Source organism: Halorubrum rutilum, from assembly GCF_024494565.1.
In genome coordinates this window covers 149,442-176,204 of the sequence record NZ_JANHDN010000008.1, presented here as the reverse complement: position 1 = coordinate 176,204, position 26,763 = coordinate 149,442, and the positions used below count along the sequence as shown (strand labels likewise).

General features: G+C 72.2%; 29 protein-coding genes and 2 tRNA genes. 9 read left to right on the top strand and 22 right to left on the bottom strand.

Annotated elements, in window-relative coordinates; genetic code table 11:
• Positions 1-113 precede the first annotated feature (113 nt).
• Positions 114-1,124: a PrsW family intramembrane metalloprotease gene (locus NO900_RS15815; protein ID WP_256409993.1), complete on the top strand. Its 1,011-nt coding sequence runs from the start codon at positions 114-116 to the stop codon at positions 1,122-1,124.
• A gap of 22 nt (positions 1,125-1,146) precedes the next feature.
• On the opposite strand, the gene NO900_RS15810 is transcribed toward NO900_RS15815, so the two are convergent.
• The 3 genes from NO900_RS15810 to NO900_RS15800 all read right to left on the bottom strand — a co-directional run bounded on the left by NO900_RS15810 (position 1,147) and on the right by NO900_RS15800 (position 3,569).
• On the bottom strand, positions 1,147-2,127 hold the full coding sequence (locus tag NO900_RS15810) for an ROK family protein (protein WP_256409991.1): 981 nt from the start codon (positions 2,125-2,127) through the stop codon (positions 1,147-1,149).
• Positions 2,128-2,201: 74 nt separating this feature from the next.
• Positions 2,202-2,660, bottom strand: a complete 459-nt coding sequence (locus NO900_RS15805) for a universal stress protein (RefSeq protein WP_256409989.1) — start codon at positions 2,658-2,660, stop codon at positions 2,202-2,204.
• A gap of 57 nt (positions 2,661-2,717) precedes the next feature.
• Positions 2,718-3,569 (bottom strand): hypothetical protein, encoded by an 852-nt coding sequence (locus NO900_RS15800; protein ID WP_256409988.1) that lies wholly within the window; start codon positions 3,567-3,569, stop codon positions 2,718-2,720.
• A gap of 115 nt (positions 3,570-3,684) precedes the next feature.
• Here NO900_RS15800 and NO900_RS15795 point away from each other — a divergent pair, with 115 nt between their 5' ends.
• Positions 3,685-4,278 carry a histidine phosphatase family protein gene (locus tag NO900_RS15795; RefSeq protein WP_256409987.1) on the top strand — a complete coding sequence of 198 codons (594 nt, stop codon included), beginning with the start codon at positions 3,685-3,687 and terminating at the stop codon, positions 4,276-4,278.
• Positions 4,279-4,336: 58 nt separating this feature from the next.
• On the opposite strand, the gene NO900_RS15790 is transcribed toward NO900_RS15795, so the two are convergent.
• Both NO900_RS15790 and NO900_RS15785 read right to left on the bottom strand, forming a co-directional pair.
• The gene (locus tag NO900_RS15790) at positions 4,337-4,720 is read right to left on the bottom strand and encodes a DUF5611 family protein (RefSeq protein ID WP_256409986.1); all 384 of its coding nucleotides are present in this window, start codon (positions 4,718-4,720) and stop codon (positions 4,337-4,339) included.
• Positions 4,721-4,798: 78 nt separating this feature from the next.
• Positions 4,799-5,968 (bottom strand): DUF7093 family protein, encoded by a 1,170-nt coding sequence (locus tag NO900_RS15785; protein ID WP_256409985.1) that lies wholly within the window; start codon positions 5,966-5,968, stop codon positions 4,799-4,801.
• A 198-nt stretch (positions 5,969-6,166) separates the two neighbouring features.
• Between NO900_RS15785 and NO900_RS15780 the strand changes: the two genes are divergently transcribed.
• Positions 6,167-6,481 carry a 2Fe-2S iron-sulfur cluster-binding protein gene (locus NO900_RS15780; RefSeq protein WP_256409983.1) on the top strand — a complete coding sequence of 105 codons (315 nt, stop codon included), beginning with the start codon at positions 6,167-6,169 and terminating at the stop codon, positions 6,479-6,481.
• 273 nt (positions 6,482-6,754) lie between these two features.
• On the opposite strand, the gene NO900_RS15775 is transcribed toward NO900_RS15780, so the two are convergent.
• Together NO900_RS15775 and NO900_RS15770 are read right to left on the bottom strand one after the other, a co-directional pair.
• Positions 6,755-6,949: a cold-shock protein gene (locus NO900_RS15775; protein ID WP_004048101.1), complete on the bottom strand. Its 195-nt coding sequence runs from the start codon at positions 6,947-6,949 to the stop codon at positions 6,755-6,757.
• A 176-nt stretch (positions 6,950-7,125) separates the two neighbouring features.
• Positions 7,126-7,665, bottom strand: coding sequence for a hypothetical protein (locus NO900_RS15770; protein ID WP_256409982.1), 540 nt, complete (start codon positions 7,663-7,665; stop codon positions 7,126-7,128).
• Positions 7,666-7,756: 91 nt separating this feature from the next.
• Here NO900_RS15770 and NO900_RS15765 point away from each other — a divergent pair, with 91 nt between their 5' ends.
• Positions 7,757-8,092: a zinc ribbon domain-containing protein gene (locus NO900_RS15765; protein WP_256409981.1), complete on the top strand. Its 336-nt coding sequence runs from the start codon at positions 7,757-7,759 to the stop codon at positions 8,090-8,092.
• Here the strand turns inward: NO900_RS15765 and NO900_RS15760 are convergent.
• The 11 genes from NO900_RS15760 to NO900_RS15710 all read right to left on the bottom strand — a co-directional run bounded on the left by NO900_RS15760 (position 8,089) and on the right by NO900_RS15710 (position 18,368).
• On the bottom strand, positions 8,089-8,619 hold the full coding sequence (locus NO900_RS15760) for a DoxX family protein (protein ID WP_256409980.1): 531 nt from the start codon (positions 8,617-8,619) through the stop codon (positions 8,089-8,091). The two genes, NO900_RS15765 and NO900_RS15760, sit on opposite strands and share 4 nt — an antisense overlap.
• 330 nt (positions 8,620-8,949) lie before the next feature.
• A tRNA-Phe gene (locus tag NO900_RS15755) sits at positions 8,950-9,023 on the bottom strand.
• Between the two features lie 129 nt (positions 9,024-9,152).
• Positions 9,153-9,223: transfer RNA gene (locus tag NO900_RS15750), tRNA-Pro, on the bottom strand.
• Positions 9,224-9,312: 89 nt separating this feature from the next.
• Entirely contained in the window at positions 9,313-11,367 is a 2,055-nt protein-coding gene (locus tag NO900_RS15745) for a DEAD/DEAH box helicase (RefSeq protein WP_256409979.1), read from the bottom strand.
• 112 nt (positions 11,368-11,479) lie between these two features.
• On the bottom strand, positions 11,480-12,010 hold the full coding sequence (locus tag NO900_RS15740; protein WP_256409977.1) for a 50S ribosomal protein L16: 531 nt from the start codon (positions 12,008-12,010) through the stop codon (positions 11,480-11,482).
• Between the two features lie 120 nt (positions 12,011-12,130).
• Complete coding sequence (gene nucS, locus NO900_RS15735) at positions 12,131-12,910, bottom strand: endonuclease NucS (protein ID WP_256409976.1); 780 nt, start codon at positions 12,908-12,910, stop codon at positions 12,131-12,133.
• 50 nt (positions 12,911-12,960) lie between these two features.
• A complete protein-coding gene (locus NO900_RS15730; protein WP_256409975.1) occupies positions 12,961-13,110 on the bottom strand; it encodes a hypothetical protein in 150 nt (49 codons plus the stop codon).
• A 96-nt stretch (positions 13,111-13,206) separates the two neighbouring features.
• Positions 13,207-14,496: an adenosylhomocysteinase gene (locus tag NO900_RS15725; protein ID WP_256409974.1), complete on the bottom strand. Its 1,290-nt coding sequence runs from the start codon at positions 14,494-14,496 to the stop codon at positions 13,207-13,209.
• A 116-nt stretch (positions 14,497-14,612) separates the two neighbouring features.
• Entirely contained in the window at positions 14,613-16,013 is a 1,401-nt protein-coding gene (locus NO900_RS15720; protein ID WP_256409973.1) for a DNA primase, read from the bottom strand.
• Between the two features lie 292 nt (positions 16,014-16,305).
• On the bottom strand, positions 16,306-16,941 hold the full coding sequence (locus tag NO900_RS15715) for a LysE family translocator (RefSeq protein ID WP_256409972.1): 636 nt from the start codon (positions 16,939-16,941) through the stop codon (positions 16,306-16,308).
• Between the two features lie 95 nt (positions 16,942-17,036).
• Positions 17,037-18,368 (bottom strand): amidohydrolase, encoded by a 1,332-nt coding sequence (locus NO900_RS15710; protein WP_256409971.1) that lies wholly within the window; start codon positions 18,366-18,368, stop codon positions 17,037-17,039.
• Between the two features lie 105 nt (positions 18,369-18,473).
• Here NO900_RS15710 and NO900_RS15705 point away from each other — a divergent pair, with 105 nt between their 5' ends.
• On the top strand, positions 18,474-19,277 hold the full coding sequence (locus NO900_RS15705) for a PHP domain-containing protein (protein WP_256409970.1): 804 nt from the start codon (positions 18,474-18,476) through the stop codon (positions 19,275-19,277).
• Between the two features lie 77 nt (positions 19,278-19,354).
• Complete coding sequence (locus tag NO900_RS15700; protein ID WP_256409969.1) at positions 19,355-19,699, top strand: dihydroneopterin aldolase family protein; 345 nt, start codon at positions 19,355-19,357, stop codon at positions 19,697-19,699.
• Between the two features lie 35 nt (positions 19,700-19,734).
• Here NO900_RS15700 and NO900_RS15695 read toward each other — a convergent pair whose 3' ends face one another.
• Entirely contained in the window at positions 19,735-21,366 is a 1,632-nt protein-coding gene (locus NO900_RS15695; RefSeq protein WP_256409968.1) for a GTPBP1 family GTP-binding protein, read from the bottom strand.
• Between the two features lie 133 nt (positions 21,367-21,499).
• On the opposite strand from NO900_RS15695, the gene NO900_RS15690 reads away from it, so the two are divergent.
• Both NO900_RS15690 and NO900_RS15685 read left to right on the top strand, forming a co-directional pair.
• Positions 21,500-22,342, top strand: coding sequence for an HFX_2341 family transcriptional regulator domain-containing protein (locus NO900_RS15690; RefSeq protein ID WP_256409967.1), 843 nt, complete (start codon positions 21,500-21,502; stop codon positions 22,340-22,342).
• A 349-nt stretch (positions 22,343-22,691) separates the two neighbouring features.
• The gene (locus tag NO900_RS15685) at positions 22,692-23,681 is read left to right on the top strand and encodes an arsenic resistance protein (protein ID WP_256409966.1); all 990 of its coding nucleotides are present in this window, start codon (positions 22,692-22,694) and stop codon (positions 23,679-23,681) included.
• Between the two features lie 51 nt (positions 23,682-23,732).
• On the opposite strand, the gene NO900_RS15680 is transcribed toward NO900_RS15685, so the two are convergent.
• Complete coding sequence (locus tag NO900_RS15680) at positions 23,733-24,713, bottom strand: transcription initiation factor IIB (protein ID WP_256409965.1); 981 nt, start codon at positions 24,711-24,713, stop codon at positions 23,733-23,735.
• A 163-nt stretch (positions 24,714-24,876) separates the two neighbouring features.
• Between NO900_RS15680 and NO900_RS15675 the strand changes: the two genes are divergently transcribed.
• The gene (locus tag NO900_RS15675) at positions 24,877-25,401 is read left to right on the top strand and encodes a DUF7858 family protein (protein ID WP_256409964.1); all 525 of its coding nucleotides are present in this window, start codon (positions 24,877-24,879) and stop codon (positions 25,399-25,401) included.
• Positions 25,402-25,442: 41 nt separating this feature from the next.
• Here NO900_RS15675 and NO900_RS15670 read toward each other — a convergent pair whose 3' ends face one another.
• Together NO900_RS15670 and NO900_RS15665 are read right to left on the bottom strand one after the other, a co-directional pair.
• Positions 25,443-26,267, bottom strand: coding sequence for a P-loop NTPase family protein (locus NO900_RS15670; RefSeq protein WP_256409963.1), 825 nt, complete (start codon positions 26,265-26,267; stop codon positions 25,443-25,445).
• Between the two features lie 50 nt (positions 26,268-26,317).
• The gene (locus tag NO900_RS15665; protein ID WP_256409962.1) at positions 26,318-26,737 is read right to left on the bottom strand and encodes an HIT family protein; all 420 of its coding nucleotides are present in this window, start codon (positions 26,735-26,737) and stop codon (positions 26,318-26,320) included.
• Positions 26,738-26,763: the final 26 nt, after the last annotated feature.

The following is a 26,763-nucleotide window of genomic DNA, read 5'->3' as shown; positions in this document are numbered from 1 at the left end:
TTCAATTCCACCGGCTCGGCGCCGGCCCGTCTCGCTCGGAGACGCGGATCGACCGGCCCTCGACCGGACCCGTCCGGCCACGGCTTAAGTCACCCCGGTCCGAACCGGGGCGTATGCCATCCCGGTCGGACCCGGTCGAGTCCCGCGCCGACGACGACCGCGACCTCTACGACATCGCCACGTGGGAGGAGCGCACCTCCCTCGACGGGCTCTCGGTCGCGCTGCACTGGCTCATCACCCGCTCCGCGAAGGGGCTGGTCGTGTTCGTCGCCTTCCTCGGCCTGCTCGCCATCCTCGGCTCGTTCGGCCTCGGGCTCGTCTTCGACCCCGCGGTCGCGATGCTCGTCGGGCTCTCAGCGATCCCCGCCTTCGGCCTCGCCGCGTACGTGTACGTCTCCGACGTCACGACCGCGGAACCGCTCTCCCTGCTGGTGGCGACGTTCCTGCTCTCGATCCTCACGGCGACGTTCGCCGCGGTGCTCAACGGCCGCCTCCAGCCGCTCTTCTCCCCGCTCGGCTTCCCGGGGCTCGTCCTCTTCTTCTTCCTCGTCGTCGGTCCCGTCGAGGAGACGGTGAAGCTGCTCGCGGTGCGGCTGTACGCGTACACCGACGACCGGTTCAACGCCGTCGTCGACGGCGCGGTGTACGGGGCGATCGCCGGGCTCGGCTTCGCCGTCATCGAGAACCTCGTCTACATCGCCCGGACCGTCGAGATGTCGGAGCTGACGATCGGCGTCGCCGTCCTCGGCGCGGGCGACGGGATCGCGGCGCTGCGGGCGCTCGCGGGCCCCGGTCACGTCGTCTACTCGGCGTTCGCGGGCTACTACCTCGGCCTCGCGAAGTTCAACCCCGAGCACCGCGGCCCGATCGTCGTGAAGGGGCTCGTCATCGCCGCCGCGATCCACGGCCTGTACAACACCCTGGTCGGCCCGGTCACCTCGGTGATCCCGGCGCTCACCCCCATCCCGCGGCTCCCGGCGCTGTTCCTCTTCGTCCTCCTCTTTCAGGGCGCGTTCGGCTACGTCCTCCTCCGGAAGATCTGGCGCTACCGGGACGCGTACCTAGAGACGCGGGACGCGGTCGACCCGAGCGTGGAGCCGGAGCTTACGGAGTTCGAGGACTGACCCGGAGCGGGTCTCGCCCCGCTCACCCCGGCGGCGACTCCACCCGCGACCGGTCGCCCGTGCCGCCGGTGAGCGCGCTCGCGAGCGCCCCCTTCACGACGACCTCGTCGCCGAGCTCGGTGAGCCGGACCTCCGGGACGTTGATGAACACCATGTCGGCGAGCTTCTCGCGGATCGGGTCGAGCACCCGCTCGGGGTTGTTGAGCGCGACCGCGCCGCCGACGCTCACCACGAGCGGGGCGTACGCGTGGATCACGTTGGCGACGCCCATCGCGTTCCAGTGGGCCACCTGGTCGATCACGTGGTCGGCGAAGACGTCCTCGCCGGCCGCCTCGAACACGTCGACCGCGGAGAACTCCGGGTCCTCGATCGGGAGCGACGTCTCGACGGGGTCCTCCGCGTGGAGCTCGCGGGCGTAGCTCGGGATGTTGTTGCCCGAGCAGTACCCCTCCCAGTGGCCGTCGTGGCCGCACCCGCAGGTCATGAACCCGTGCGGGTCGACGGTCATGTGGCCGACCTCGCCGGCGTTGCCGTCCCACCCCGAGAGCACGTTGCCGTCGACGGCCACCCCGGCGCCGATCCCCGAGGAGATGGTGAGGTACACCATATCGTCGGGGTTGCGCTCGGAGTGGAACCGCTCGCCGATGACGCCCGCGATGGTGTCGTTATGGAGGTGGACCTCGTCGGTGTCGAGGAGCTGCGAGACGGGCCCGACGAGCGGGATCCGCTCGACGGTGTCCGGGAGGTTCGCCGGTCCCTGGACGACCCCGGCCGCGAGGTCGAGGGGGCCGATCGAGCCGATCCCGGCCGCGGCGACCTCGGCCGGGTCGATCCCGGCGGCGGCGCACGCGCCGCGGACGACGCCCAGCACGGCCTCGGTCACGGCGATTCCGTTCGGCCCGCGAGGGGTCCCCCGCGTGTCGGAACCGAGGATCGCCGCCGTCTCGTCGCCGACGACCGCCCGGACGTTCGTCGCCCCGAGGTCGACGCCAACGTAGTACATCGGCTAGAGTCGCGGACCGGCATCACTTAAGCGGGACGCTTCCCCGAGCGGTTCGCCTCGAACCCCGCCCGCGCTCAGGCGGCGACTTCCCGCACGAAGGTCACCGGGCACGGCGCCGAGAGGATGACCTCCTGCGCGACGCTGCCGAAGACGGCCTTCCCGGTCGGCGACCGGCGCCGCCCCCCGACGACCACGCGGTCGGCCCCGACGGCCGAGGCCGCCGCGACGACCTCGTCGGCGTGGTCGCCGACCGCGCCGCGGACGGAGTACGCGACGCCCGCCTCGTCGAGCGCCCGCGCGACCGCCCGCGTCGTCGTGTGTCGCTCGGCGACCGCGTCCGGCGTCGACCCCTCGCTCGCCGGGTCGACGCCCAGCTTCGTCCGGACCCCGTCGAACTCATCGTCGTCGAACACGTGGGTCAACACGACCTCCGCGCCCGTGGGCTCGGCGACCGCGATCGCCTCCCTCGCGATCTGCTCGGTTCGCTTCTCGTCTTCGGTTCCGACCGCCAGTAGCACTGTTTCGATGCTCATACTTCCCCTTCGCCGCCCGTCCGCTTAACTCTGTCGAAGTTTTAACTCAATTCTGAATTAATTTTCACTCGATCGATCCTGACGGTCCTTCCCGGCGCCTCCTCCCGGCGTGTCGGCGGTGTCGGTAGTATCGGCGATATCGGCGGTCCCGTCGGCATCCCCGGCGGACGCGTCCGGCGGCTCGGCGAACAGCGGCTCGCCGACCGGGCGCCCGTAGTCGACGATCCAGTACCGGTCGCGGTACGCGCCGACGTTCTCCGGCTTCAGCTCATCGAAGTGGAAGCGGTCGCGGTGTGGCGCCAGGGCCGTCCGTACGCCGTCGAGCGCGGCCTCTCGGACCGCCTCGTCCGGGGGAACGTCGGCGCGCGGCATGGCGATCCAGTCGCCGTCGGCGTCGCCGTCGAGGACGGGGAGGAACGGGTGCGACTCGACCGCCGACCAGATCCGGCGCTCCCGGCGGTTCTGCGGGCGGCCGTCGCCCATCTCCGCCGAGGGGCCGTACCGCGCCAGCTTCGCGACGAGGGGGTCGCCGCCGGTCGCGTCCGGTCGCCCGCCGTCGGTCGCTCCCGGCCCCTCACCGACGGCCCCGGGAATCGCGACGGCCACCCTGCCCGTGCCGACTCCGACGACCTCGGCCCCCGATTCCGCTCCCGGTCCGGGCCCGTCCGACGAGCGACGCTCCCCGAGCGCCGCGGTCAGCTCGTCGAGGACCTCGCGTTCGCCCGGCGCGAGCTCGCGGAAGTAGGTCCGCGCCTCGCCCGCCGGCCACGACCAGGTCCGGCCCGCGTACTCCCACTCGGTCTCCTCGACGGCGACGCGGTCGAGCGCGCTCCGCCGGGCCGCCCGCAGGCGACGGGCCGCGACCGACAGCCGGTCGGCGAGCGCGGCCGGGATCGGGTCCTGTCGCATTCGGTTCCCCTACCGGGCCGGCCGTCAATAGCCTGTCGTCGACCGAAGCCGTCTCCGCCTCCCGTCGCCTCCGACCCGGCGAAACCTCCTTGCCGCCCGCTCCCGAGGCTCGACCGTGAGCACGCTGTTCGTCAGACACGGGACGACCGAGTGGAACGAGGCGGCCCGGATCCAGGGGTGGGCGCCGGTCGGGCTCTCCGACCGTGGACGGGAGGAGGCCGAAGCGGTCGCCGACGACCTCGCGGGCCGTCACGCGATCGACGCGGTCGTCGCCTCCGACCTCGCGCGGACCGTCGAGACCGCCGAGCCGATCGCCGCGGCGGCCGGGGTCGAGCTCGAGACTGATCCCCGGCTCCGCGAGCGCGACTTCGGCGTCTTTCAGGGGCTCCCGTCGGGCGACTTCTTCGAGCGCTTCCCCGACTTCGACCTGCTGGAGAGCGGGCGGGCGGCGGCCGAGCGCGCCCCCGAGAGCGGGGAGAGCTGGCTCGCCGTCCGCGACCGCGTCCTCGACGCGGCCGCCGACCTCCGGGCCCGCGAGGGGACCGTCGTCGCCGTCACGCACGTGAACCCGATCCGGCTCGTCGTCGGCGAGCGCCGCGACCTCCCGGTCGTCCGGTCGCTCACGGAGCTCTCGGCGGACAACTGTTCGGTGACCGAGGTCGACGGGGGCGGCGCGGTCGTCCGCGCGAACGACCGGTCGTACAAGTAGCGTCGGCGGGCGGCGGCGGTTCGGCGGGCGGCGTCGCGGTCGACGGCCGGTGTCCGGCTCAGTAGTCGGGCGCGTCGTCCTCGACCTCGCGCTTCAGTGAGTCGCGACGGGACTTCGCGTCGCGCCCGGTCGCCTCCAGGAGGAACTCGTTCTTCGCGTCGACGGCGTCGGCGGCGGCGTCGGCGTTCCCCTCGGCGATGACGTCCTCGGCGGGACGCTCCTCGAAGTGGACCGCGAGCTTGTCCTTCTTGCTGCCGTACTCCGCGGCGCCCGCCACGATGCGCTCGAAGACGGGGTTGTCGGGGTCCTCGACGACGTACAGCTCGTGGCCCTGCCACTCCTCGGTCCCGGAGACCTCGCCGAAGTACTCCTCGATAGAGCCCTTCAGGTCGGGCATGCGATCGTCCAGATGCTCGCCGCGGCGCATCTTGTACTCCTTCATGCCGCGACCGTTCGACAGGGGGGCGTAAACCAGTTTCGTCACGGGGTCTCCAGCCGGCTGAGCGACCCCCTCGACCGATCAGACCGGGCGTTCCGTGACGTACCCGCGCTTGCACTCGGGACAGATGTCGCCCGCGCGCATGGAGTTGCCGTCGGCGTCCCGGCTCATTCCGCACTCGGGGCAGTGGTACTCCGTCGTCGCCTCCGCGGTCGACGTCGAGAGGTCGGGGCTCTCGGCGCGGGTGATCTCCGTCCCCACGTCGGCCGACTCCGCCGTGTCGTCCCGCGATTCGACGGTCCCGTCGACCTCGTCGGCGTCCCGGTCCGGCGCCTCGACGTACTCCGCGTCCCCGTCGTCCGCCGCCGGCTCGGCCGCCTCCGGAGTGAGGCCGCCGCCGAACTCGACGTCGCCGGCGCCGCCCTCGCCGACCTCCGCGCTGAACCCCTCGTCCTCGCCGCGCTGCTCGGGCCACGGGGTCGTCGCCTCCGAGCCGTCCGCCTCGTCGACCTCGGGCCACGCCCCGCGCTCGCGGTCGGTCGCCGCCTCGGCCTCCTCGTCGAGGATCACGCCGTCGTCCGCCGCCGCGTCGCCCTCGTCGGTCGCCGGCGACTCCGCGGTCTCGACCTCGGGGTACTCCGCGTACTCCTCGCCGCCCCCGAGCGACCCCGCGTCCTCCGCCGCCTCGGATTCGAGGACCTCCGCGCCCTCGTCCCCGTCCGGTGCGGTCCCGTCGCCCGTCTCGTCCGCCGCGGCGCCGTCCCCGCCGGCCGCGCCCGCGGGCCCGCCGCTCGCGACCTCGCCTCCGGTCCCGTCGCCGGCCGGTGCCGCGGGCTCGTCGTCGATGATCACGGCGTCGTCGGCGTCCGCGTCGGCGCCCGCGTCCGCCGACGCCGCGACGGCCTCCGGGTCCGTCGATCCGGTATCCGTCGATCCGGCGTCCGCCGTTCCGGCGCCCGTCGACGGGGCGTCGGGTCCGACGTCGTCGGTCGCGGTGCGGTCGTCGCCGTCGCCGTCCGGCCCCGCGCCCGGCGACTCGGGCCCCGCCGCCTCGGCGCCCGCGGCGGCCTCGTCGGCCAGCTGCGCCATCGTCGTGACCTCAGTGTTCTCGCTCACGACCTGCGTCTCACCGCAGCGAGCGCAGGTCTTCACCTCGGTGACGGTCGTGACGACCTCGTTCCCGTCCTCCTCGCGCTCGCGCCGTAGTTCGGGCTCGCTGAAGTCGTGCCCGAGCAGACACCTGAGTCCCATTACGTCAGGTCTGCGGTGCCGAAGGTAAAAAACGCCCCGTCCGGCGTCTGACGCCTGGCACACGACCGTTTCGGGGACGACGCGGCCGACGCGCCGAGCGACGGCGACGCTCCCGGTTCCCCCCGACACGCTCGGCCCCGGTCGGCCCGCGCCGCGGACACAGCCTCTTTGTGGATCGGCCCTGTACCTCTCACCGACATGCCAACCGTATCCTACCGGGGCGAGGAGATCGAGTGCGAGGAGGGCGCCGTGTTACGCGACGTCCTCGCGGAGGCCGGCCTCTCCGTGTACAACGGCAAGATGAAGCAGCTCAACTGCCGGGGCGCGGGGTCGTGCGGCTCCTGTGCGGTCCAGGTCGACGGCGAGGTGAGCGAGCCGAGCAAGAAGGAGACGCTCCGCCTCTGGTTCCCGCCGCACCACCCGAGCCACGACGTCCGCCTCGCCTGTCAGACGAGGGTCGAGGGCGACGTCGAGGTGACGAAGGGAGACGGGCTCTTCGGGCAGCACATCTGAGCCGGCCGTCGCGGCCGCTCTTCTCTTCTCGACCGACGCGCGTCCGGACCCGTCGGTCGTCGTCGTCGCGCCGTCGCCCGGCCGTCACGGATCGGACTGCCCGTCACGGACCGGACCGCCCGTCGCGGACCGTGACCGATCGGCGGCAGCGACGCTCGGTGTCGTGATAAGAACCCGCGTCGGACGTGAGTCCGGGGGCGGGCAGAAGTCTCGTTGTCGCGTGTCAGAGTCGCGTTCGGCGTCAGCCGGACCGACCCACCGTATCGGATCGGCTTACTGCCGAACGACGTTGGACGCGCGGGGCCCCTTGGGCGAGGACTCGATGTCGAACTCGAGCTCCTGGCCCTCTTCGAGGTCCGGCCCTTCGACGTCTTCCATGTGGAAGAACACGTCGTCGTCAGCGTCGTCAGTCTCGATAAATCCGTAGCCGCCAGTGTCGTTGAAGAAATCAACCTTTCCGGTCGCCATTGCATCCCAACGGACGCCCCGTCGGGGGATAAGGATTGCGAGTGTACAGTTACCACGGCGGACGGCGACCGATCGTTCTCGTTGTGGGCGGTTATCGGGTCGATCGGTGACCGTCCGCCCGCTCCCGGCGGCTCACACCGACCGTTCCGTCGGTTCCGCGCTCGCGGGCCCGCGCGTCAGTACCGGAGCGCGGCGTCCAGGATGCCGGCCGTCTGGCCGACGCCGACGACCGCGAGCGCGACCGCGGTCCACGTCGCCGAGGGCGCCAGCGCGACGCCGACCGCGCCGGCGACGCAGCAGGCGACGCCGACGTCGTAGATCCGTGCGCCCGCCTCGACGCGCCGCCCGGTGTACGCGAAGCCGGCCGCGGGGAGGAGCGCCCAGCCGTACAGCGAGGCCGCGAGCAGGGCATCCGGCGGGATCGCGGGGGCGCCGAGCGCGAGGAACCCCCCGACGCCCGCGAGCGTCACGGGCGTCCCCGCCACGATGACGACCTTCCACGCGCGGAGCACGCCGGTCGCCATGTCGCGCCACGAGGCGGCGACGAACGCGACGAGCAGGGCGCTCATGACGACGTGCGCGACGAGCAGGGCGCGCGTCGAGACGACGCCGAGGACCGTCGCGGCGGCGACGATCCAGGCGGCCGGGACGAGCAGCGCCGGGCCGTTCTCGCGAAGGGACCTGAACACGACGGGCCGATCGCAGCGGACGAACATAAGCGTCGCTCCGCGCGGGTCCCGCGGGCGCCCCGACCGCGTCCCGTGCGATCACCCCACAATACCTAAGCCTCCGGTCCGTAGGGTTCGCATGGTCGACGCCAGTTCGATCTACCTCGCCGTCACGGGGGTACTGCTGTTCGTCGCGCTGGGGGCCGGACTCCACGTGCTGCGCGGCATCGTCCGCGAGGGACGCGACCTCCGCCGGCGCCGCCGCGCCGGGGAGGCGGAGACGTACCCGGAAGACGAGGAGTACGACCCGGGACCCCCGGCCGGCCCCGAAGACGAGTACGGGAGGACGACCGATCCGAGCGACTCGGGCGACCCGGACGCCCCCACCGCGACGTGCCCGCAGTGCGGGGCGGACAACGAGTCCGGCTTCGACTACTGCCGCCGCTGTGCGGCGCCGCTCGGTCCCGCCACCTAGCCCGCCGTCCTCGTCTCCGTCCCGGTCCTCGCCGCCGTCTTGGTCCCCGTTTCCGCTCCGGGTCCTACGTCGCCGTCGACACCGTCTCCGGCTCCCGGATCCGGAAGCGAATGCCACCACGCCCACAGCACTAGCATGGCCTGAAGCGGAAGCCGCGCCCACGCCGCCGCGCGGGCGACCTCCGCGAATCGGCTGGGAACGAACTCGGCCGCGACGTCGTCGGTCGCCATGTAGACGTTCGCCGGAAAGACGGCGACCAGCAGCGCCACGATCCCCCACGCCGACGCGCGTCGCGTGCGGTCGAACTGCATCCCGAGTCCGAGGAGCACCTCGGCGACCCCCGAGAGGTAGACGAGCGCCCGCGGCCGCGGGAACTCGGGCGGAACCGCCCGCGCGAACGACTCCGGCGCGAGGAAGTGGCTCACGCCCGCGACCACGTAGACCGCGCCCATCACGCGGCGGAGCGAGCGCTTTCGCCGCGCGAGCGGGCCGGCCGAGTCGGCGTCGGACTCCGTCTCGTCGCTCATTCGCGTAGGTAACGACGGGCGGCTAATGAGTATTCGCCCGGCTTCGAAGCTCTCGCCGCTCGCTACGCTCGCGGATTCGGAATATGCCGCCTCCCCGATTTGAACTCGCCGAGACGCTCGCCCTCGCCCCGCTCGGGCTCGCGACTCGTCTGCACAAATCGGGTCAGGAGCATTTTCACTGCTCCCGTTGGTCGCAGGAAAATGCCGCCTCCCCGATTTGAACTCCGGAAGACGGTCGCACTCTCTCCGTTCGCGCGCTGCGACTTCCGTGCTCAAATCGGCTCGGTGTCGTTTCTTCATCCGCTCGCTGTCGCTCGCGGATTCAGAATATGCCGCCTCCCCGATTTGAACGGGGGACAGCTCGATCTTCAGTCGAGTGCTCTCCCAGTCTGAGCTAAGGCGGCTCGCACTCGAACCAACGCCGAATCGAGACAAAAGGATTTCGAAAGGCGGCAGGCGGATCGAGAGCGATCCCGCTCTCGCCGCCTCGTTTCGAACGCCACCCGGGGCACCTGCTGCTCGCGCCGCGAAAGTGGGACCGCCCGGATTCGAACCGGGGTCACGGGCACCCAAGGCCCGGAGTATACCACTAACCCACGGTCCCGCGTCCATACGTACCCGTATCGGCCGGTAAAGCGTTTCGTTGCGGCGGCGCTCCGAACCCAACTCGGCCGCCCCCGCGACGGCCTCCCCTCACTCCTCGTCGTCGCGCAGTTCGAGGTCGGCGACGATCTGGTACGGGTCCGTCCCCTTCCGGACCGCGTCGAGGACGAAGAACGCCTCGTCGGGCGCGAGGAAGTGCCGCGTGACCCCGCGGCCCAGCGGCGTCGGCTCGAAGCCGTCGATGAACTCCCACTCCAGCAGCTTCCCGACCGCGTGCTTCGTCGGCACCTCGCCGATCATCCGGTCGTTGAGCCGCTTGGCCTTCTTGCCGGCGACGACGACGTTCGCCAGCGTCTCCTCGACGGCGGCCGCCTCGTCGTAGTGGGTCGCGACGTCCTCCATCTCCCCCTTGAGCAGGGTGAACGCGACCTCGTCCTCGGTGCGGTCCATGGAGTTGTGGTAGACGCCGTCGGGCTCGACGAGGAGGTAGACGCGCCCGCGGTCGTGGTAGTCGGGCCGCCCGGCGCGGCCGAGCATCTGCGAGAACTCCTGGACCGAGAGCCACTCGATCCCCATCGCCAGCGAGTCGAAGATCACCTGCGAGGCGGGGAAGTCGACGCCGGCCGCGAGCGCCGCGGTGGTGACGACCGCGGAGAGGTCCTGGTTCCCGAACTGGCGCTCGACTTTCTTCCGGCGCTTGTAGTCGAGGCCGGCGTGGTACGGCGCGGAGTCGTATCTCAGTTTTCGGCTGATCTCGTGGCAGCGCCGCCGGGAGTTCGTGAAGACGATCGTCTGGCCGCGGTACCCCTTCGACGACTTCGTGTCGAACTCCCGCTTCACGAGCTTGTCGGCGATGTCGGCCTTTTCCCGACTGTCTGCGAAGGTGACGTGGCGCTCGATGGGGACGGGCCGCTCCTCGTACTCGATGAGGGTCGCCCGGAGCTTCTTGGCGAGCCACTCCGGGTTTCCGACGGTCGCGGAGAGGTAGACGAACTGCGTGCCGCCGTACCCCTCGTGCGTCTCCATCCGATCCTCGCTGTAGTACTTCAGCCGCGAGATGAGCCCGTCGAGCCGGTGGCCCCGCTCGCCCTCCTTCAGGGTGTGGACCTCGTCGATGACGACGGTGCCGACGTCGCCGAGGTCCTTCCCGGTCCGGAGCGCGTGGTCGATCCCCTCGTAGGTCCCGACGATCACGTCGGCGTTCGGGTCGAAACGGTTGCCGTCGTCGTTCACCCGCGAGGAGCCGACCCGGATCGAGACGTTCAGGAGGTCGCCGTAGCGGTCCTCGAAGTCCTCGTGCTTCTGGTTGGCGAGCGCGACCAGGGGCACGAGGAAGAGGAGCTTCCCCTCCCCCTTCAGCGCCCGGTCGATCCCGGTCAGCTCGCCGACGAGCGTCTTCCCCGTCGCCGTCGCGCTCACGACGAGCTGGTCGTCGCCCTCCAGGAGGCCGTTCCGCACGGAGAGGCTCTGGACCGGAAGTAGCTCCTCGAAGCGCCCCTGGAGGTGGGCGGAGAGGTCCGGATGCAGGTCGAGGTCCTCGGTCCGGACGGGGCTCACGTCGTCGACGTTGGCGGAGACCTCGTCGTACTTGGTGAGGTCGGGGTCGAGCCCGCCCTGCAGGAGGTTGACGATCCGGTCGAGGTCGCCGGACTCGTACAGCAGCTCTTCGAGGCGCTCCTCGGCGGCGCCCGTGAACTCCCCCTTGTACGAGAGCTCCCGCTCCAGCTCCCTGCGGGCGCAGTCGCGGCAGATCAGCTCGTCGTTGTGCTCGACCGCGCTCTCGCTCGTGATCGGGCCGTACCGCCCGTCGTTCGCGCAGCGCCGGCAGGTCCGGACCGCCGTCGCCTCCAGCTGGTAGCCGTCGAGCATCGCCTGCAGCCGCGTCCGGTTCTCCGGCGAGGTCTGCTCCGAGATGCGGATCCGCTCGGCCGCGCGGGCGAGGTCGACGAACTCGTCCGGCTGGCGGGGGTGGTCCTCGCCGTCGCGGATCACCCGGAACTTCCCCGGGCGCGGGCCCGCGGAGGTCTCCTTGAGTTCGAGCCGCCCGCGGAGCACCCGCTTCCCGTCTCGGTTCGCGACCACGGTGTAGTCGCTCCGCGCCTCGTGGAGGAACAGCGTCTCGACCTCGGCCAACTGCTGTGACACTGTCGTTCGGTACGGGAGGAAGGTATTTCAGGAGTTCGGCTCGCCGCGCGACGGTCTCGCGGCCGCGCGGCTCACGGCTGCGAGAACCACGCCTCGAAAAGGGGCGGCCCGACTACGAGACGAGGAGCTTCTCGCCGCGGTCGACCGTGATCCGGCACGGCGGCGAGAGCTTGTTGTACGCGCGGCGGAACGCCTCCTTCACCGCGGGCGCCTGCTCGACGTCGCAGTAGGCGGTGAAGACGATGTCGTCCGCGTTCAGGCGGGCGGCCGTCCCGACCGGCTTGCCGAACGCCTGGCGCATCCCGTCGGAGACGCGGTCCGCGCCGGCGCCGGTCGCCTGCTTGTTCTCCCGGATGACCTGGTGGGGGAACTTGCGGAGGGTCATCTTGTAGTTGCCCTCGCCGAGCTCCTTGATCAGGTGGCGGTTCGCCGAGAGGCGCGCGCTCTCCAGCGAGCCGTGTCGGACCTGCAGCTCCTCCTCGACGCGGAGGCTGATCTGGACGGGGTAGTCGTCCGGCTCCGCGGAGAGGTCGCCCATGTTGTGCTGGGCGATCTTCGAGCCCGGGATGCCCGTGATGTACTCGCGGCGGGTGTACGACGGCTTGTCGATCGTCCGATACATGGAGGCGGGTTTGTCAGACATGGCTACTTGTCCGATGTAGCCCGTGCTGCGGCGATAAACCCTTCGATACCGCGACGCCGCCCGCCCGCGATTCGGGCGCCGGCGGGTCGGCTCTCGGCCGCTCCCTCCCGCGCTCCCGCCTCACTCCTCGGGCGTCGGTTCGAGCGCGACGTGGTCGAACCCGCGGTCCGCGAGCCGCTCGGCGGCCCGGTCCGTGACCGAGGGCGCGACGAGCACCCCGCGGACGGCGGGCTCGGTCTCGCCGTCGCCGCCGCCGACGCCGTCGCCGTCGTCCCCCGCCGATTCCGTCGCCCCCAACTCCTCGCGGAGCGCCCGCACGTACCGGGCGAGCTGGCCGACGGCGTCGGGCCCGACGCGCCGCCGTTTCAGCTCGACGACGACCGGGGTGCCGTCGGCGTCGACGCCGAACACGTCCATCGGGCCGGCGCCGGAGGGGCGCTCGGTCGCCTTCGGCTCGAACCCCGGCTCGACGAGCTCGGGGCGCTCCAGGATTCGAGTCCGGAGGTCCTCCTCGCTGCCGTGGAGCGCGAGGTCGCGGCCGCCCGTCACGGCCATTCCGGAGAGCTGGTGGACGTCGGAGAAGCGGACCGTCAGCGTCTCCGCGGGGTTCGTCCGCGTCGACACGACCCGGAGTCGCCCCTCGCGGACCGCGGCGCGGTGCTCCGACCCCGGCGGCTGCCAGTTGACCGGCTGGCGCCCCTCGTCGGTGTGGACGAGGGCGGCGCCGTCGGGCTTCAACACGAGCAGCCGGTCGCCGGGGCCGAGGTCGGAGGCGGCGCGGCCCTCGTAGGCGACGGTGCAGCGCCCGAACAGGCTGACGAGGTCGCCGCGCTCGAAGGCGTCTTCCAGCTCCCAGAGCGCCTCGCGGTGGCTCGGGTCGTGGACGCTCGTGACTGTCACTAACCCCCGTAGGCGGTCGCGACTCAAAAAGGGCGCGCGGCCTTTCCCCCTCAGTCGCCCCGCCGCGACACGACGATACCGGCGACGAAGAGGACGACCCCGAGCGCGAAGGCGGCGATCCGAAGCGTCGTGTCGGAGACGATGATTCCGGCCAACACCGAGACGCCGAATCCGGCGTGTAACACCGCGGTCAGGTTCATGGAGTCGGTACGGTCGCGCGGCACAAAAGCGGGTCGGACCGGTGCGGTCGGGGAATCGGTTCCGCCGAGTCAGACCGGCCCGCCACGACTCGCCGATTAGGTCCCGTGCTCCCAGCTGTCCATGTACTCGCGCTGCTCGTCGCTGAGCTCGTCGTACTCGACGCCCTCGGCCGCGAGCTTGATGTCCGCGACCTCGCGGTCGAGCTCGTCGGGCACGTCGTGGACGCCGGCGTCGTACGCGTCGCCGCTCTCGGCGAGCTCGCGGACGACGACCGCCTGGACGCCGAAGCTCTGGTCCATCACCTCGACCGGGTGGCCGAGGGCGATCGGCGCGGCGAGGTTGACGAGCCGCCCCTCCGCGATGACGTTCAGGACGCGGCCGTCCGCCATCTCGAACCCCTCGACGCCGTCGCGGACCTCGTAGCGGTCGACCGCGAGGTCGTCGAGGTCGTCGAGGTTCACCTCCACGTCGAAGTGGCCGGCGTTCGCGAGGAGGACGCCGTCGCTCATCTCCTCGAAGTGCTCGCGGGTGATCACGTCGCGGTTGCCGGTCGTCGTGACGAACACGTCGCCCTTCTTCGCGGCCTCCTTCATCGGGAGCACCTCGTACCCCTCCATGTGCGCCTCCAGCGCCTTCCGGGGGTCGACCTCGCAGACGACGACGTTCGCGTTCTGGCCCGAGGCCTTCTTCGCGACGCCCTTCCCGCACTGCCCGTAGCCGCCGACGACGACGTCCTTCCCGGCCCACGAGAGGTTCGTCGTCATCGCGATGGTCGCGAGCGACGACTCGCCCGTGCCGTGGACGTTGTCGAACAGCTGCTTCATCGGCGTGTCGTTCACGGCGAAGACGGGGTAGTGAAGCTCGCCGTCGGCGTCCATCGCGCGCAGGCGGTCGACGCCGGTGGTCGTCTCCTCGGCGCCGCCGACGATGGAGTCGATCAGGCCGGGGTACTCCTCGTGGACGAGCTTCACCATGTCCATCCCGTCGTCGACGGTGATGGTGGGCTCGTGGGCGACGCAGGCGTGCATCGCGTCGTAGTAGGCGTCGTCGTCGACGCCGCGGACCGCGTAGGAGGTGATCGACTCGTGGGCGTCGAGCGCGGCAGACACGTCGTCGTGGGTCGACAGCGGGTTACAGCCGGTGATCGCGACCTCGGCGCCGCCGTCGGCGAGCAGCTCGACGAGGTTCGCCGTCTTCGCCTCGACGTGCATCGCCATCGCGACCGTCTCGCCGGCGAGCGGCCGCTCGTCGGCGAACTCCTCGCGGAGGGCGTTCAGGATCGGCATGTGCTGGAGCGCCCAGTCCATCTTCCGGCGCCCCTCCTCTCGGGCCGATTCGACGTCCGAGAGGTGCTGTGACACCGGCGGATACGCGGCTTCGCTCATACCCACCGGTTCGCTCACGGCGCACTAAACCCTGCCGACACCGGACTCGATCCGGGAAAAAAGCCGTTCCAGCCGTCGGTCACCGCCCGGATCCCCCGGGCCGTCGGGTCGCGCAGTCAGTTCCCGCCCGGACCGCCAGCGTGGTCCGGCGGTCCGCGCTCGCCGTCGTCCGCGTCGTCCGCGTCGTCTTCGTCGTCATCGTCGTCCGCGTCGTCGTCTTCGGCCTCATCGTCGTCAGCGTCGTCTTCATCGGCCTCGTTCTCTTCCGCGTCGTCCTCCTCGGCCTCGTCTTCGTCCGCATCGTCATCGTCAACGTCGTCTTCCTCGGTCTCATCCTCTTCGACTTCGTCGTCGTCCGCGTCGTCGTCACCGGCGTGGTCCGGCGGTCCGCGCTCGCCGTCGCCGCCGGCGTGGTCGGGCGCGTTCCCGTTCCCGGGAGCGTCGCTCTCGTTCTCGTCGTCCGCGTCTCCATCATCATCGCCCGCGTCCTCGTCGTCCGCCTCGCCCGGGCCGCCCGCCTGGTCCGGCGCGTTCCCCGGGTTGTTCTCCGTCACGAAGTCCGAGACCGCGGCGCCGATGCCGCCCTCGCGGTCGTCCAGGTTCGCGATGAACTCTCGGACCTGCAGGCCGAACGGCCTGCGCACCTCGGCGTCCTCGCCGGTCGTCAGGTCGACCGTGGTCGAGGCGGAGTCGTTCTCGTACTCCGCGGTCACGTCGACGGTGACGTCCTCCTCGGCGGCGGGGAGCTCGACGGTGCCGTCCGCGTCGGTCTCGTAGTCGCCCTCGCCGACGTAGGTGACGTTCTGTCCGTCGGCGGTCGTGACGTTCACCGAGGCGTTCTCCGCGGGCTCGTCGTCGTCGGTGACCGTGACGACCGGCTCGCCGTCGGTGTCCTCGACGTCGAGTTCGAGCCCCTCGGGGGCCTCGACGTCGACGGCGGTCGAGACGGAGTCGTTCCCGACCGTCGCCGTGACGTTCACCGTCACGTCCTCCTCGGCGGCGGGGAGTTCGACGGTGCCGTTCTCGTCGGTCTCGTAGTCGCCCTCGCCGACGTAGGTGACGTCCTGGCCGTCGGCGGTCGTGACGTTCACCGAGGCGTTCTCGACCGCGGTGTCGTTCTCGGTGACCGTGACGACCGGCTCGCCCTCGGTGTCCTCGACGTCGAGTTCGAGGCCGTCCGGCGCTTCGAGGTCGACCGTCGTCGACGCGGTCTCACCGTCGGCGGCGGCCGTGACCTCGACGGTCACGTCTTCCTCGGGAGCGGGGAGCTCGACGGTGCCGTTCGCGTCCGTCTCGTACTCGCCCGTCCCCGCGTACGACTCGTTCTCCGCGTCGACCGCGCTCACGACCACGGTGGCGTTCTCGACCGCGGTGTCGTTCTCGGTCACCGTGACCGTCGGTTCCCCGTCGGCGTCGTCGACGGCCACTTCGAGGTGACCGTCGGCGGCGGCGACGCCGGTCATCGCGCCGAGCGCGACGACCGCGACCAGTAGGAGTGCTGTCGTGCGTCCTCTCATTGTCCACTCGGGTCGTACCGCCGTTACCGGATAAAACGGGAGTTCGCTTAACTCGGTTTAATCCGGATTTTATCCGGGTTAACGGGCCTGTGCGGCGCATTTGGTGTTTCGCGGGTCGAACCCCCGATCCCGCCCCGAATCGAGCGGCGGTCCGGTCCGGATCGGCGCTCGGGCGCGGCTCGCGCGCGACGGCCGTCACCTCCGTCTCACATCCCGCGGGGTTCGCGTCCGTCTCACATCCTGCGGGATTCCCACCGTCCCACCTCCCGCGGAGTCCGACCCTCGCCGCTCGCTAGATCCGACCCTCCTCGAGAGCGAGCTTCAGCCCGAACCCGATCAGGACGCTCCCGCTCGCGTAGCGGACGGCCCGCCGCCCCGTCGCCGACTCCAGCAGCAGGTGCCGGACCCGGTCGGCGAACAGCGCCACCGCGGCGAGGTACGCGAGGCTGAGCCCCGCGTACACCAGTCCGAGGACGGACAGCTGGAGGGCGGCGTCCGCGGTCGCCGGGACGAACTGCGGGAAGAAGGCGAGGACGAAGACGGCCACCTGCGGGTTGGTGACGTTGATCGTGAGCGCCTTCCGGTACGAGTCGACGAGCGAGCCGTCCCCGGACTCCACCGGCTCGTCGATCTCGAACGTCTCGTCGTCCCCGAGCAGCCGCACGCCGAGATAAACTAGGTAGGCGGCGCCGACGTACTTCATGAGGACGTACGCCTCCGCGGTCGTCCGGAGCAGCGCGGACAGCCCGAGGACCGCGGCGCCCGCGTGCACCAGCACGCCGGTGGCGGTCCCGACCGCCGCGGCGACGCCGGCCGCGCGCCCCTCGCTGAGGCTCCGCGTGACCGTGTATATCGAGTCCGGGCCCGGCGAGACGACGACCGCCATCACCGCCGGAACGAACGCGACCACGACGGGCAGGTCGATCACGACCGACCCGTCGGTCGGCGACCGATTAACTCTGTCCGTCCGCCTCGACTCTCCGGTTCGTCTCGGCGAGATTCCGCCGCCACGGGGCCTCGCGCTCAGCCGTCGACGCGCTCGACGAGGTCGCTCGCGGCGCTCGCGGCGCGCTCCCGCACCCGCTCGGCGTCGAGCGTCAGCACCTCGCGGTCGTGCATGAGTACCTCTCCGTCACAGACCGTGTGCCGCACGTCGCTCCCGCGCGCCGCGTACGCGAGGTGGGAGACTGGGTCGTGGACCGGCGTGAGGTGCGGGGCGTCGAGGTCGACGACGGCCAGGTCCGCGGCCGCGCCCGGCTCGATCCGGCCGCCGGGGAGGCCGAGGGCGTCCGCGCCCGCCGCGGTCGCCATCTCGACGACCGCCTCGGCCGGGACCGCCGCGGCGTCGTCCGCGGCGAGCTTCCCGATCATCGCGGCGTCACGCATCTCGTCGAAGACGTCCAGGTCGTTATTCGAGGCCGCCCCGTCGGTGCCGAGCGCGACCGTGACCCCCGCCTCGCGGAGGCGCTGGACCGGCGCCATCCCGCTGGCGAGCTTCATGTTCGAGGCCGGGCAGTGGACGACCGCGGTCCCGGCGGCCGCGAGGCGCTCAATCTCGGAGCCGTCGACGTGGACGCCGTGCGCGAAGAAGTCGTCCGGGCCGAGCGCGTCGAGGTCGGCGGCGTACGCGATCGGTCGCTCGCCGCGCTCGTCGACGATCGGCTCGACCTCGTCGACCGTCTCGTTCGCGTGGAGGTGCACCGGCACGCCCGCCTCGCGGGCCGCGGCGACCCCCTCGCGCAGGAGCTCCTCGCCGACGGTCGTCAGCGAGTGCGGCATGAAGGCGGTCCGGATCCGGCCGTCGGCGGCGCCGTCGAGCTCGCGGGCGACCGCGAGGCTCTCCTCGACGTCGGCGCGGGCGTCGGCCTCCCCTTTCCCGACCGTCACGACGCCGTGGCCGAGCCGCACGCGCAGGCCGGCGCGGTCGACGACGTCGGCGACCCGGTCCATCGCGAAGTACATGTCCGCGAACGCGGTCGTCCCGGATCGGACCATCTCCAGCGCGCCGAGCGCGGCGCCGGCCTCGACGTCGTCGGGCGTCAGTTCGGCCTCGGCCGGCCAGATGTCCTCTCGCAGCCACGCGTCCAGCGGCTTGTCGTCGGCGTACCCGCGGAGCAGCGTCATGGCGACGTGGGTGTGCGCGTTGACGAGGCCGGGGATCACGAGCGACCCCGCGGCGTCGAGCGTCTCGTCGGCGTCGGGGACGTCCTCGACGCGTCCCCCCGCTTCGCCGTCGGCGGTCGCCTCCCCTACCGCGAGGATCCGCCCCGCGTCGCGGTCGATCGTCACGTCGGCGTCGGTCACGGAGCCGTCCGGGCGGAGGACGCGCCCCCCGGCGACGCGTAGCGCGTTCATACGGAGGGATTCCGCCCCCCGAACCAAACGGCTTCGGTTCCGGCTCCCCGGCCCTCCGCCGCCCCTCGCGACGGGCTTAGGCCGCTCCGGCCCCTCCGTTCACGAGTGACCGTCGACGTCCACGCGCACACGTCCTACTCCGACGGGTCGGGGATCCCGCTCATGGTCGACGCGGCCGAGGCGGCGGGGCTCGACGCGGTCGGGTTCGCCGACCACTGCAGCCTGAGCGAGGCGTGGCGCGACGAGCGCCTGCTGTGGAACCGCAACTTCGACCGCACGTACGAGCGCCGCCGCGAGGCGCTCGCGATCGCCGCCGACCGCACCGACCTGACCCTCTACGACGCGGTGGAGATGGACTACGAGCCGGAGCTGGAGCCGGCGATCGCGGCGTTCCTCGCCGACGCCGACTTCGACTACGCGGTCGGCAGCGTCCACTACGTCGCCGGCAGGCAGGTGTTCCCGTTCGAGTCGTTCGACGACGCGAGCGACGCCGAGCGCCGGGCGTTCGTCGACGACTACTACGACGCGGTCGTCTCGCTCGTCGAGTCGGAGCTGTTCGACGTGCTCGCGCACGCCGACCTCGTCGAGAACCACCCGGCGCTCCGCGGGCTCACGACCGCCGCCCACCGGGAGCGGGTCGCGGCCGCCTGCGCGGATTCCCGAACCGTCCCGGAGGTCAACGCCGGCCGCGCCGGCGACCGCGGCGAGTTCGACCTGTTCCACCCGACCGACCCGCTCGTCGACGCCTTCCGCGACCGCGGCGTCCGGTTCGTCGTCGGCACCGACTCGCACGACCCCGAGGACTTCGCCGACCGGGTCCCGCGGCTGGAGCGGTACCTCGACGAGACGGGGATCGAGCCGCTCCCCGCCGAGGCGCTCCTCGGGGGATCTCCCCGCGCCGCCGAGTAGCTCGGTCCTCCCCTCGCGCCGCCGGTAGCGTCGGCCCCCTCCGAAGCCCCTTAGGTCGCTCCCGCCCGAGTGCGCGCATGGCAACCGACGCCCAGGAGGCGTGTTTCGAGGCCGGGATCAAGTTCGGCTCCCTGTATCACCAGTTCGCCGGGACGCCCGTCAGCCCGTCGAGCGCGCGGAGCCTGGAGGCCGCGATGGCCGAGTCGATCGAGAACCAGCCGTTCTGCGAGTCGGTGACCGTCGAGATCCGCGACGACCGCGTCGCCGACGCGATCGACCACGAGAACGGCTACACCGAGCTCACCGGCTCGCTGATGGACGTCGAGATGCGGATCGAACGCGAGGGCGTCGCCGTCCGCACCCGGATGGCGATGCGCGACGGCTACCCGCTGATGGAGGTCGTCTCCGTGGCCGACGACTGAACCGCCCGGTCGTCACCCGCTCCTCGCCGACCGACTCACTCCGCCGGGTCGACGTCCCGGATCGTCCCGACGCCCTTGCTCGACCCCTCGCGGAAGACGAACCGCTGGCCCTCCTCGATCAGGTACGGCCGGAACTTGAACCGGATCCGCGTCCGTCCGGTGTCGCCGGGGAGGAGCCGCCCGCCCTCGGGCGCGAAGACGGCCGCCTCGGAGACGGTCTCCACGTGGACGACCGGCTCGTACCCCTCCTGGATCCTGGTCGGGTGGTTCAGCACCATCACCTCGGCCTCGAACTCGCGGACCGGTTCCGGGTCGCTCTCGCGGGGCACGAGGGCCATCCCGCGCTCGATCTCCTCCTCGTCGACGCCCTTCAGCGCGATCCCGACGATCCGGCCGGCGGTCGCCTTGTCGACCCGGTGGTAGTGCATCTCGATCGACCGGGCCTCCACCTCGCGGAAGGAGTCGTCGGCCATCGGGCCGAGCAGGAGCTCGTCGCCGGCCTCCACGGTGCCGGAGTTGACCGTGCCGGACGCGACCGCGCCGACGCCGGTCACCTTGTAGCTCCGGTCGACGTACAGCCGGAACTCCTCGCGCTCCGGGGTCGCGCGCTTGGGGAGCGTCTCGAACAGCCGGTCGAGCGTCCCGAGCCCCTCCTTCGTCACCGCGCTGGTCCGGAGGAGCGGGACGACGCCGTCGCCGACCTCCGCGACCGCCGCGTCGATCCCATGGCGGTCGACGAGCAGCGGGGTCTGCCCGGCGTCGCGCAGCATCGACTCGGTCTCCCGCTCGACCGCGGCCAGCCGCTCGTCGCTCACGGCGTCCGCCTTCGTGATCGCGACGACCGTTGGCAGCTCGGTCGCCAGCAGGATGCCGAGGTGCTCGCGCGTCGTCTTCGTCGGCCCGTCGTCGGCGGCGACGACGAGGAGCCCGTAGTCGAGCTTCTGGCCGACGAGCCCCCGGATCGTCGTCCGGAGCCAGGGCTCGTGGCCGACCGTGTCGACGAACGAGACCAGCCGGTCGGCCTCCTCGACGATCCGCGCGCGGTCGGACTTGCGGTGCGGGTTGTCCATCCGGACCGGCTCGTCGCCTCCCTCCTCGAAGCCGTAGACGGCGTACGAGAGGTCGGCGGAGAGCCCCCGCTCGACCTCGTGGGGCTGGACGTCGAGGAAGCCCCGGGTGCCGCCCTGCCCGTCGTCGGCCCGGCCGGTGACGAGCGTGCCGACGAGCGTCGACTTCCCGTGGTCGACGTGGCCCGCCGTCCCGACCACGAGGTGGTCGTCGTCCGTCTCGAACATCCCGCCGTCGCGCAGGGTGGCGAGCCCGACGAGCCCGGCGTCGGTCGCGTCGTCGCCGACGCCGGCGCTCCAGGTCTCCACGTCGGCGATGTGAGCGTCGGCCTCGTCGGCCAGCAGCGAGAGGACGTCCATCGTCTCGGAGAAGGCGTCGGGGGCGATCCCGGCCAGACCGCCGTCGTCGGTGACGCCGAGGACGTACGTCGCCTCGCCGTCGCCGGAGAGCACGCGGTGCCGGAGCTGCGCCACGAGCGACTCCATCCGCCCCTCCGCCAGGTGGACCTCGCGTGTCAGTCGCTCCTTGAACTCGATCGCGCCCCCGTCGCGCTCGCCGCGCTCGATGGCCCGCCGGAGGGCGGACCGGTCAGCGCTCATGCGTCCTCGTAGGCGACAGCCGGGCTTAACGGTTTTCGTGCCGTGAGTCCCCACGTCACGCGATCGGTACCGACCGCCCGGGAGCGCTCCCGAGCGGCGCACGTTTTAATCGACCGCCGCGGACAACGGTGATATGGACACGACGGTCCCCCGCGTCTCCGAACGCCGCGTTCACGTCGCGCCGCTCGGCCACGAGCGCGACCGCATCGTCGAGCCCCTCCGCGACCACGGCGCCGACGTCGTCTACCTGCTGGCCGACGCGCCCGACCGCGACGCCGCCCGCGGTACCGTCGACTTCGAGGCGGCGGCCGCGGGCCCGGACGGCGGCCGGGTCGACGTCGACGGGCTCACCGACTACCAGCGGGACGCGTGGGCGGAGGCCGCCGAGTTCGCCTCGGTGCGAGCGGTTCCGGTCGCGCTCGCGGACGTGTACGACGTGCTCGGCGTCACGACCACGATCGCCGCGAGGCACGGGGCCGGCGAGCCCGACGGCGACCGGCTGTTCGCCAACGTCTCGACCGGGCCGCGGGTCGCTGCGGTCGGCGTCGCCATCGCCTGTATGATCGTCGGCGCGCGCCCCTACAGCGTCGAGCCCGAAACCCACCGTCACGACGTGCGCGAGGAGCCGCTCACGGCGGGCGTCGCGGCGACGGTCGACCTCCCGCTCTACCCCATGGACGCCCCGACGACCGATCAGGTCGCGATCCTCGGGTGGCTCCACGAGCGCGACGACGACCACCTGACGACGGACAAGTGGAACCTGATCGAGTGGGCCCGCGAGCGCGGCCTGTCGTTCCTCCGCGAGGCCGGCGAGAGCCGGACCGCGAAGTACCGCGCGCTGGAGACGCACGTGCTCGCGCCGCTGCGCGACCGCGGCTACGTCGAGCTGGAGGACGTCGGGCGCTCGGACACGGTCCGGCTCACCGACACCGGCCGCCGCGTCTTCTTCGCGTTCCAGCACAAGCTCGGCGGGTAACCTAGTCGACACGCATGGCGCAACCTGTCCGATTCGAACGTGCTGTTCGGTTTATCCGTACTGTTAACGGCTAACGTAGAATCACCTCTCGCTCTTCGACCTAGATGCGTGGCGCCCGCCGGGCGGTCGGGGCGCCCTCCCTGCCCTCCACACCGCCTGTCCGCTGTCGGTCGCCGTCGGCCGGTCGCGGCGACCGGCCGTCGCCGTCTCCCGGCCGGCGGTGACTCCCCGCTGACGCCGCCCCGTCCGCCGGACGGGTCGTCACGAAGCGACGGCCCCGCCGTCGCCTCTCCCTTCTCTCCGAGGCCGACCCACAGCCTTAGCACGGCTCGGGCGATGCATCGGGACGATGGACCTCGTCGAGAAGTACCAGTCGGCGCTCGTCTTCGCGGCCGTCGCGCTCGGCCTCGCCGCCGGGCAGGTCGACGGGGTCGCTCCCGTCGCGGACCGGCTCATCGTCCCGTTCCTGATGGTCATGCTGTTCGCCGCGTTCGTCGGGATTCCGCTCTCCCGCCTGCGGGAGGCGTTCGGCAACCGCCGCGTGGTCGGGTCGAGCCTGCTGGTCAACTTCGTCTGGAGCCCCCTGCTCGCGGTCGGGCTCGGCGCCCTCTTCCTCCGTACCCAGCCCGCGCTCTGGATCGGGCTCGTCATGCTCCTGGTGACGCCGTGTACGGACTGGTACCTCGTGTTCACCGACGTCGCCGACGGCGACGTGCCGCTCGCGGCCTCCGTGCTGCCGTACAACCTCGTCCTCCAGCTCGTGTTGCTCCCGGTGTACCTCTACGCGTTCGCGGGGACGCTCGTCGACCTGCCGCTCGCGCTGCTGGCCGAGAGCGTCCTCCTCGTCCTCGTCGGCCCGCTCTCGGTCGGCGCCGCCGCCCGGTGGGCCCTCACCCGAACGAAGGGGACGGCGTGGTTTCGCGAGCGGTTCCTGCCCCGCCTGAGTCCGATACAGATCGGCTTCCTCGCACTGGCCATCGGGGCGATGTTCGCGTCGCAGGGGGACGCGATCGTCGAGAACCCGCGGCTGCTGGCGCTGATGGCGATTCCGGTCGCGCTGTTCTACGCGGTCAACCTCGTCGTCGGGCTTCTCGCCGGCCGCCTGCTCTCCTTCTCGTACGCCGAGATGGTCTGTTTCAACAACACCATCCTCTCGCGGAACTCCCCGACCGCGCTCGCCATCGCGGTCGTCGCCTTCCCGAACGATCCGCTGATCCCGCTCGCGCTCGTCATCGGGCCGCTGCTGGAGCTCCCGCTCCTCGGGGTCATCGCGCAGGCGCACCTCGCGGTGCGGGAGCGGTGGACGGCTCGCCTCGATGCGTCCTCGAACGGTCGATAGCGACGCTACCGCGCGGCGGGCCGCCCCACCCGTCCGCCCCGCGCTCCCGCTTCACTCCCCGGTCAGGTCCACGTACGTCCGCCGCACCGTCACGGGCGTCACGTCGGCGACGTCGGCCGCCTCCTGCTGCGTGCAGTCGGTCCCGAGCTCGCGCGCCGCCGTGTACAGGCAGGCGGCGGCGACGCCGACCGGGTTGCGGCCGTTCGCGATCCCCTCGCTCACGGCGCGCTCCGCGAGCTCGCCGGCGCGGCGCTCCACCTCGGCCGCGCAGCCGAGGTCGCTCGCGAACCGCGGGAGGTACTCCGCCGGGCCGGTCGGTCCGATCGGGAGCCCGAGCTCGCGGTTCATCGCGTCGAACGCGGCCCGGTGCTCGTCCTCGGTCGCCTTCGCCTCGGCGCAGACCTCGCCGACGGTTCGGGCCACGTCCGCGGTGCGGCAGGCGACGTAGACGCAGGCGACCGCGAACCCCTCCAGCGAGCGGCCGCGCAGCAGGCTCTCCCCCTGCGCGGAGTCGAACAGCGCGCAGGCCGTGTCCCGGACGCTGTCGGGGAGTTCCAGCACGCCCGTCAGCCGCCGGATCTCGGTGTACGCGTACACCTTGTTGCGGTCGCGCTTGGTCGAGATCTGCGCGCGGTTGTGCTGGGTCCGCATCCGGGCCAGCCGCCGGCGCTTGCGCCCCTTCACGCGGGTCGACCGACCGATCTCCGTCGAGAGCCCGCGGTCGTGCCGGGAGCGCGTCAGCGGGGCGCCGGTGCGCTTGGGATCGGAGTCGTCGTCGTCGAACGAGCGCCACTCCGGGCCGTGGTCGATCCGGTCGGCCTCGACGACGAGCCCGCAGTCGTCGCAGACGCGCTCGGCCGAATCGACCCGCGTCCGGCCGCCGCACTCCGGGCACTCGTCGACGGCCGTCGTCGCCTCCTCGGCGGTCGCAGCGCTCGTCGACTCCTCGTCTGCGGTCGCGGTCGCCTCCTCGGCGCGGTCGGTCGTCTCGGTGCGGTGCGAACGGGCGCGGGTCGAGCGTGCTCGGCTCATCACACGTCGAACTCGGGCCCGATCCCTTACTTAAACCCGGGAGAATTCGGCGGCGACCGCCCGGATCGCGGCGTCCAAACCGACCGGTAACCGGTCGGTGATTTCGGCTCTCGTCGCGCTGGGGTACCGTGGTTTTAACCCGATGAGCGAGCCATGCGTTCGCATGACGCTGTCGGAGATCGCGGACGGGCTGGAGGTGACCGCGAGCCAGCGCGAGCGCGGCGTCGCCGTCGCCGACGACACGGAGACGCCGCTCGTCGACCGCCTCGCGGACCACGCCGACGACCTGCCGTGTACCCCGGCCGCGACCGCGACGCTGGTCGACGCGTACACGGCCGGGCGGAGCGTCGGCGACGCCGCCCGCGAGGCCGGCGTGACGCCGATGACGGGCGCGAAGGCGCTCCACCGCTGCGGCGTCGAGGGGGTCTGCCCGCTCGCCCCGAGCCGCCGGAGCGTCGTCCGCGACTGGCTCGACGGCCGGACCGCCCGGAGCGAGGCGGTCGCGCTCGCCGGGGGCGACGAGGCGGACTTCGCGCTGGCGACGTACGTCGAGACCCACGACCCGGTCCCCGCGGTCGCCGACGCCGTCGACGCCCACGTCGCGGGCGCGGCCCCGCTCGGCGACGGGCTCCGCGGCGACGGCGACACCCCCGGCGGCGCGCTGGGCTCGCCCGACGGACTGCGCTGAGTCGCGACCCGATCGTTCCCTCTCCGACCCCGTCTTGCCCCTCAAGAGCGGATCCGATCGACTAGCCCCGACTCCTCGAACTCGATCCCGAGCGCCGCGTCGAAGGCGCGCTCGTACGTCCCCGCCAGCGCCTCGACGTACGCCCCGGTCCCGCTCGCCGCCGCGGGGGCGTCGCCGACCCCGGGGTCGACCGCGGGGAGCCGACTGTCGGCGCCGCCGCCGTCGCGCTCGGCGTCGTTCTCCCCCGCGCGGGCCACCGCGACCGTCCCGTCGACGCTCCCGCCGACGTCGGCCACGCGGCCGCGGAGCCGCTGGAGCGCGTCCCGCCCGTGCGCCGTCGCGGGCGTCACCGCCTCGACGCGGTCGGCCGCCGCGACCGCCGCGACCGCCGCGTTCGACCCGACGGGGGCGGTGTCGACGACGACGGCGTCGTAGGCGGTCGCCGCCTCGTCGATCCGCCGCTCCAGCTTCCGCCCGGCCTCTGCCGTCTCGGCGCGCGCCACGCGCTCGAACGGCGCCCGGGCCGGCACCGCGTCGGCGCGCCCCGGGAGCCCGGTCGCGTCCTCGGGAGCGCTTCCGTCGCCGCTCCCGCTCTCGTCCCCCCGATCGCCTCCGGCGCCGCCGCCGACATCGATCGGGTACGTCGCCGCCGACAGCGACGCGTCGGTCTCGTCGGTGAGCAGCGCCGTGAGGTCGGTGCCGATCCGCCCCGAGACGTACTCGGAGAGCCCCTGCGTCGTGAACGCTGCGTCGACCACGGCCACGTCGCGGCCGTCGCGCGCGCCGAGCGCCGCCAGTTCGACCGCGGTTCGCGTCGTTCCCGCGCCGCCGGTCGCCCCGACGAGCGCGAGGGTCCTCGCCTGCATGCGCTCGGCTACTCGGCGGTCCGCTGTTAACGCTGTTGCACGCCGCCCGCCTACTCCGCGATCGCCTCGGCCACCGCGTCCAGCTCGTCGTCGGTGAGGTCGGGCTGCTCGCCGCCGACCGCGTGGAGGGGGGCGCCGCCGTCGCCCTCGAACCGCGGAATGACGTGGACGTGGACGTGCGGGACCTCCTGGCCGGCCGCTTCGCCGTCGTTGATCCCGACGTTGGCGCCGTCGGCGCCGACGGTCGACCGGATACGGGGGGTGAGCTCCGCCACGGCCGCGAACAGGTCGCTCGCGAGGTCCTCGTCGAGGTCGCCGAGGTGCTGCGCGTGCGACTTCGGGATGACGAGGGTGTGGCCGCGCGCGAGCGGGTTGGCGTCGAGGAACGCCAGCACGTCGTCGGTCTCGTGGACGGTCCGCGCCGGGATGTCCCCGGCGACGATCGAACAGAAGATACAGTCGTCGGACATACGCGAGGGATCGGCGGCGCGACGCA

Coding starts and splice junctions, on each gene's coding strand:
- NO900_RS15695 (WP_256409968.1), bottom strand. CDS start 21,366: ATGAGCGCTGACCGGTCCGCCCTCCGGCGGGCCATCGAGCGCGGCGAG.
- NO900_RS15670 (WP_256409963.1), bottom strand. CDS start 26,267: ATGCAGGCGAGGACCCTCGCGCTCGTCGGGGCGACCGGCGGCGCGGGA.
- NO900_RS15800 (WP_256409988.1), bottom strand. CDS start 3,569: ATGCGACAGGACCCGATCCCGGCCGCGCTCGCCGACCGGCTGTCGGTC.
- NO900_RS15760 (WP_256409980.1), bottom strand. CDS start 8,619: ATGAGCGACGAGACGGAGTCCGACGCCGACTCGGCCGGCCCGCTCGCG.
- NO900_RS15685 (WP_256409966.1), top strand. CDS start 22,692: ATGGACCTCGTCGAGAAGTACCAGTCGGCGCTCGTCTTCGCGGCCGTC.
- NO900_RS15710 (WP_256409971.1), bottom strand. CDS start 18,368: ATGAACGCGCTACGCGTCGCCGGGGGGCGCGTCCTCCGCCCGGACGGC.
- NO900_RS15790 (WP_256409986.1), bottom strand. CDS start 4,720: ATGAAGGAGTACAAGATGCGCCGCGGCGAGCATCTGGACGATCGCATG.
- NO900_RS15815 (WP_256409993.1), top strand. CDS start 114: ATGCCATCCCGGTCGGACCCGGTCGAGTCCCGCGCCGACGACGACCGC.
- NO900_RS15780 (WP_256409983.1), top strand. CDS start 6,167: ATGCCAACCGTATCCTACCGGGGCGAGGAGATCGAGTGCGAGGAGGGC.
- NO900_RS15730 (WP_256409975.1), bottom strand. CDS start 13,110: ATGAACCTGACCGCGGTGTTACACGCCGGATTCGGCGTCTCGGTGTTG.
- NO900_RS15775 (WP_004048101.1), bottom strand. CDS start 6,949: ATGGCGACCGGAAAGGTTGATTTCTTCAACGACACTGGCGGCTACGGA.
- NO900_RS15665 (WP_256409962.1), bottom strand. CDS start 26,737: ATGTCCGACGACTGTATCTTCTGTTCGATCGTCGCCGGGGACATCCCG.
- NO900_RS15805 (WP_256409989.1), bottom strand. CDS start 2,660: ATGAGCATCGAAACAGTGCTACTGGCGGTCGGAACCGAAGACGAGAAG.
- NO900_RS15740 (WP_256409977.1), bottom strand. CDS start 12,010: ATGTCTGACAAACCCGCCTCCATGTATCGGACGATCGACAAGCCGTCG.
- NO900_RS15765 (WP_256409981.1), top strand. CDS start 7,757: ATGGTCGACGCCAGTTCGATCTACCTCGCCGTCACGGGGGTACTGCTG.
- NO900_RS15720 (WP_256409973.1), bottom strand. CDS start 16,013: ATGAGAGGACGCACGACAGCACTCCTACTGGTCGCGGTCGTCGCGCTC.
- NO900_RS15810 (WP_256409991.1), bottom strand. CDS start 2,127: ATGTACTACGTTGGCGTCGACCTCGGGGCGACGAACGTCCGGGCGGTC.
- NO900_RS15770 (WP_256409982.1), bottom strand. CDS start 7,665: ATGTTCGTCCGCTGCGATCGGCCCGTCGTGTTCAGGTCCCTTCGCGAG.
- NO900_RS15675 (WP_256409964.1), top strand. CDS start 24,877: ATGACGCTGTCGGAGATCGCGGACGGGCTGGAGGTGACCGCGAGCCAG.
- NO900_RS15785 (WP_256409985.1), bottom strand. CDS start 5,968: ATGGGACTCAGGTGTCTGCTCGGGCACGACTTCAGCGAGCCCGAACTA.
- NO900_RS15725 (WP_256409974.1), bottom strand. CDS start 14,496: ATGAGCGAAGCCGCGTATCCGCCGGTGTCACAGCACCTCTCGGACGTC.
- NO900_RS15680 (WP_256409965.1), bottom strand. CDS start 24,713: ATGAGCCGAGCACGCTCGACCCGCGCCCGTTCGCACCGCACCGAGACG.
- NO900_RS15690 (WP_256409967.1), top strand. CDS start 21,500: ATGGACACGACGGTCCCCCGCGTCTCCGAACGCCGCGTTCACGTCGCG.
- NO900_RS15700 (WP_256409969.1), top strand. CDS start 19,355: ATGGCAACCGACGCCCAGGAGGCGTGTTTCGAGGCCGGGATCAAGTTC.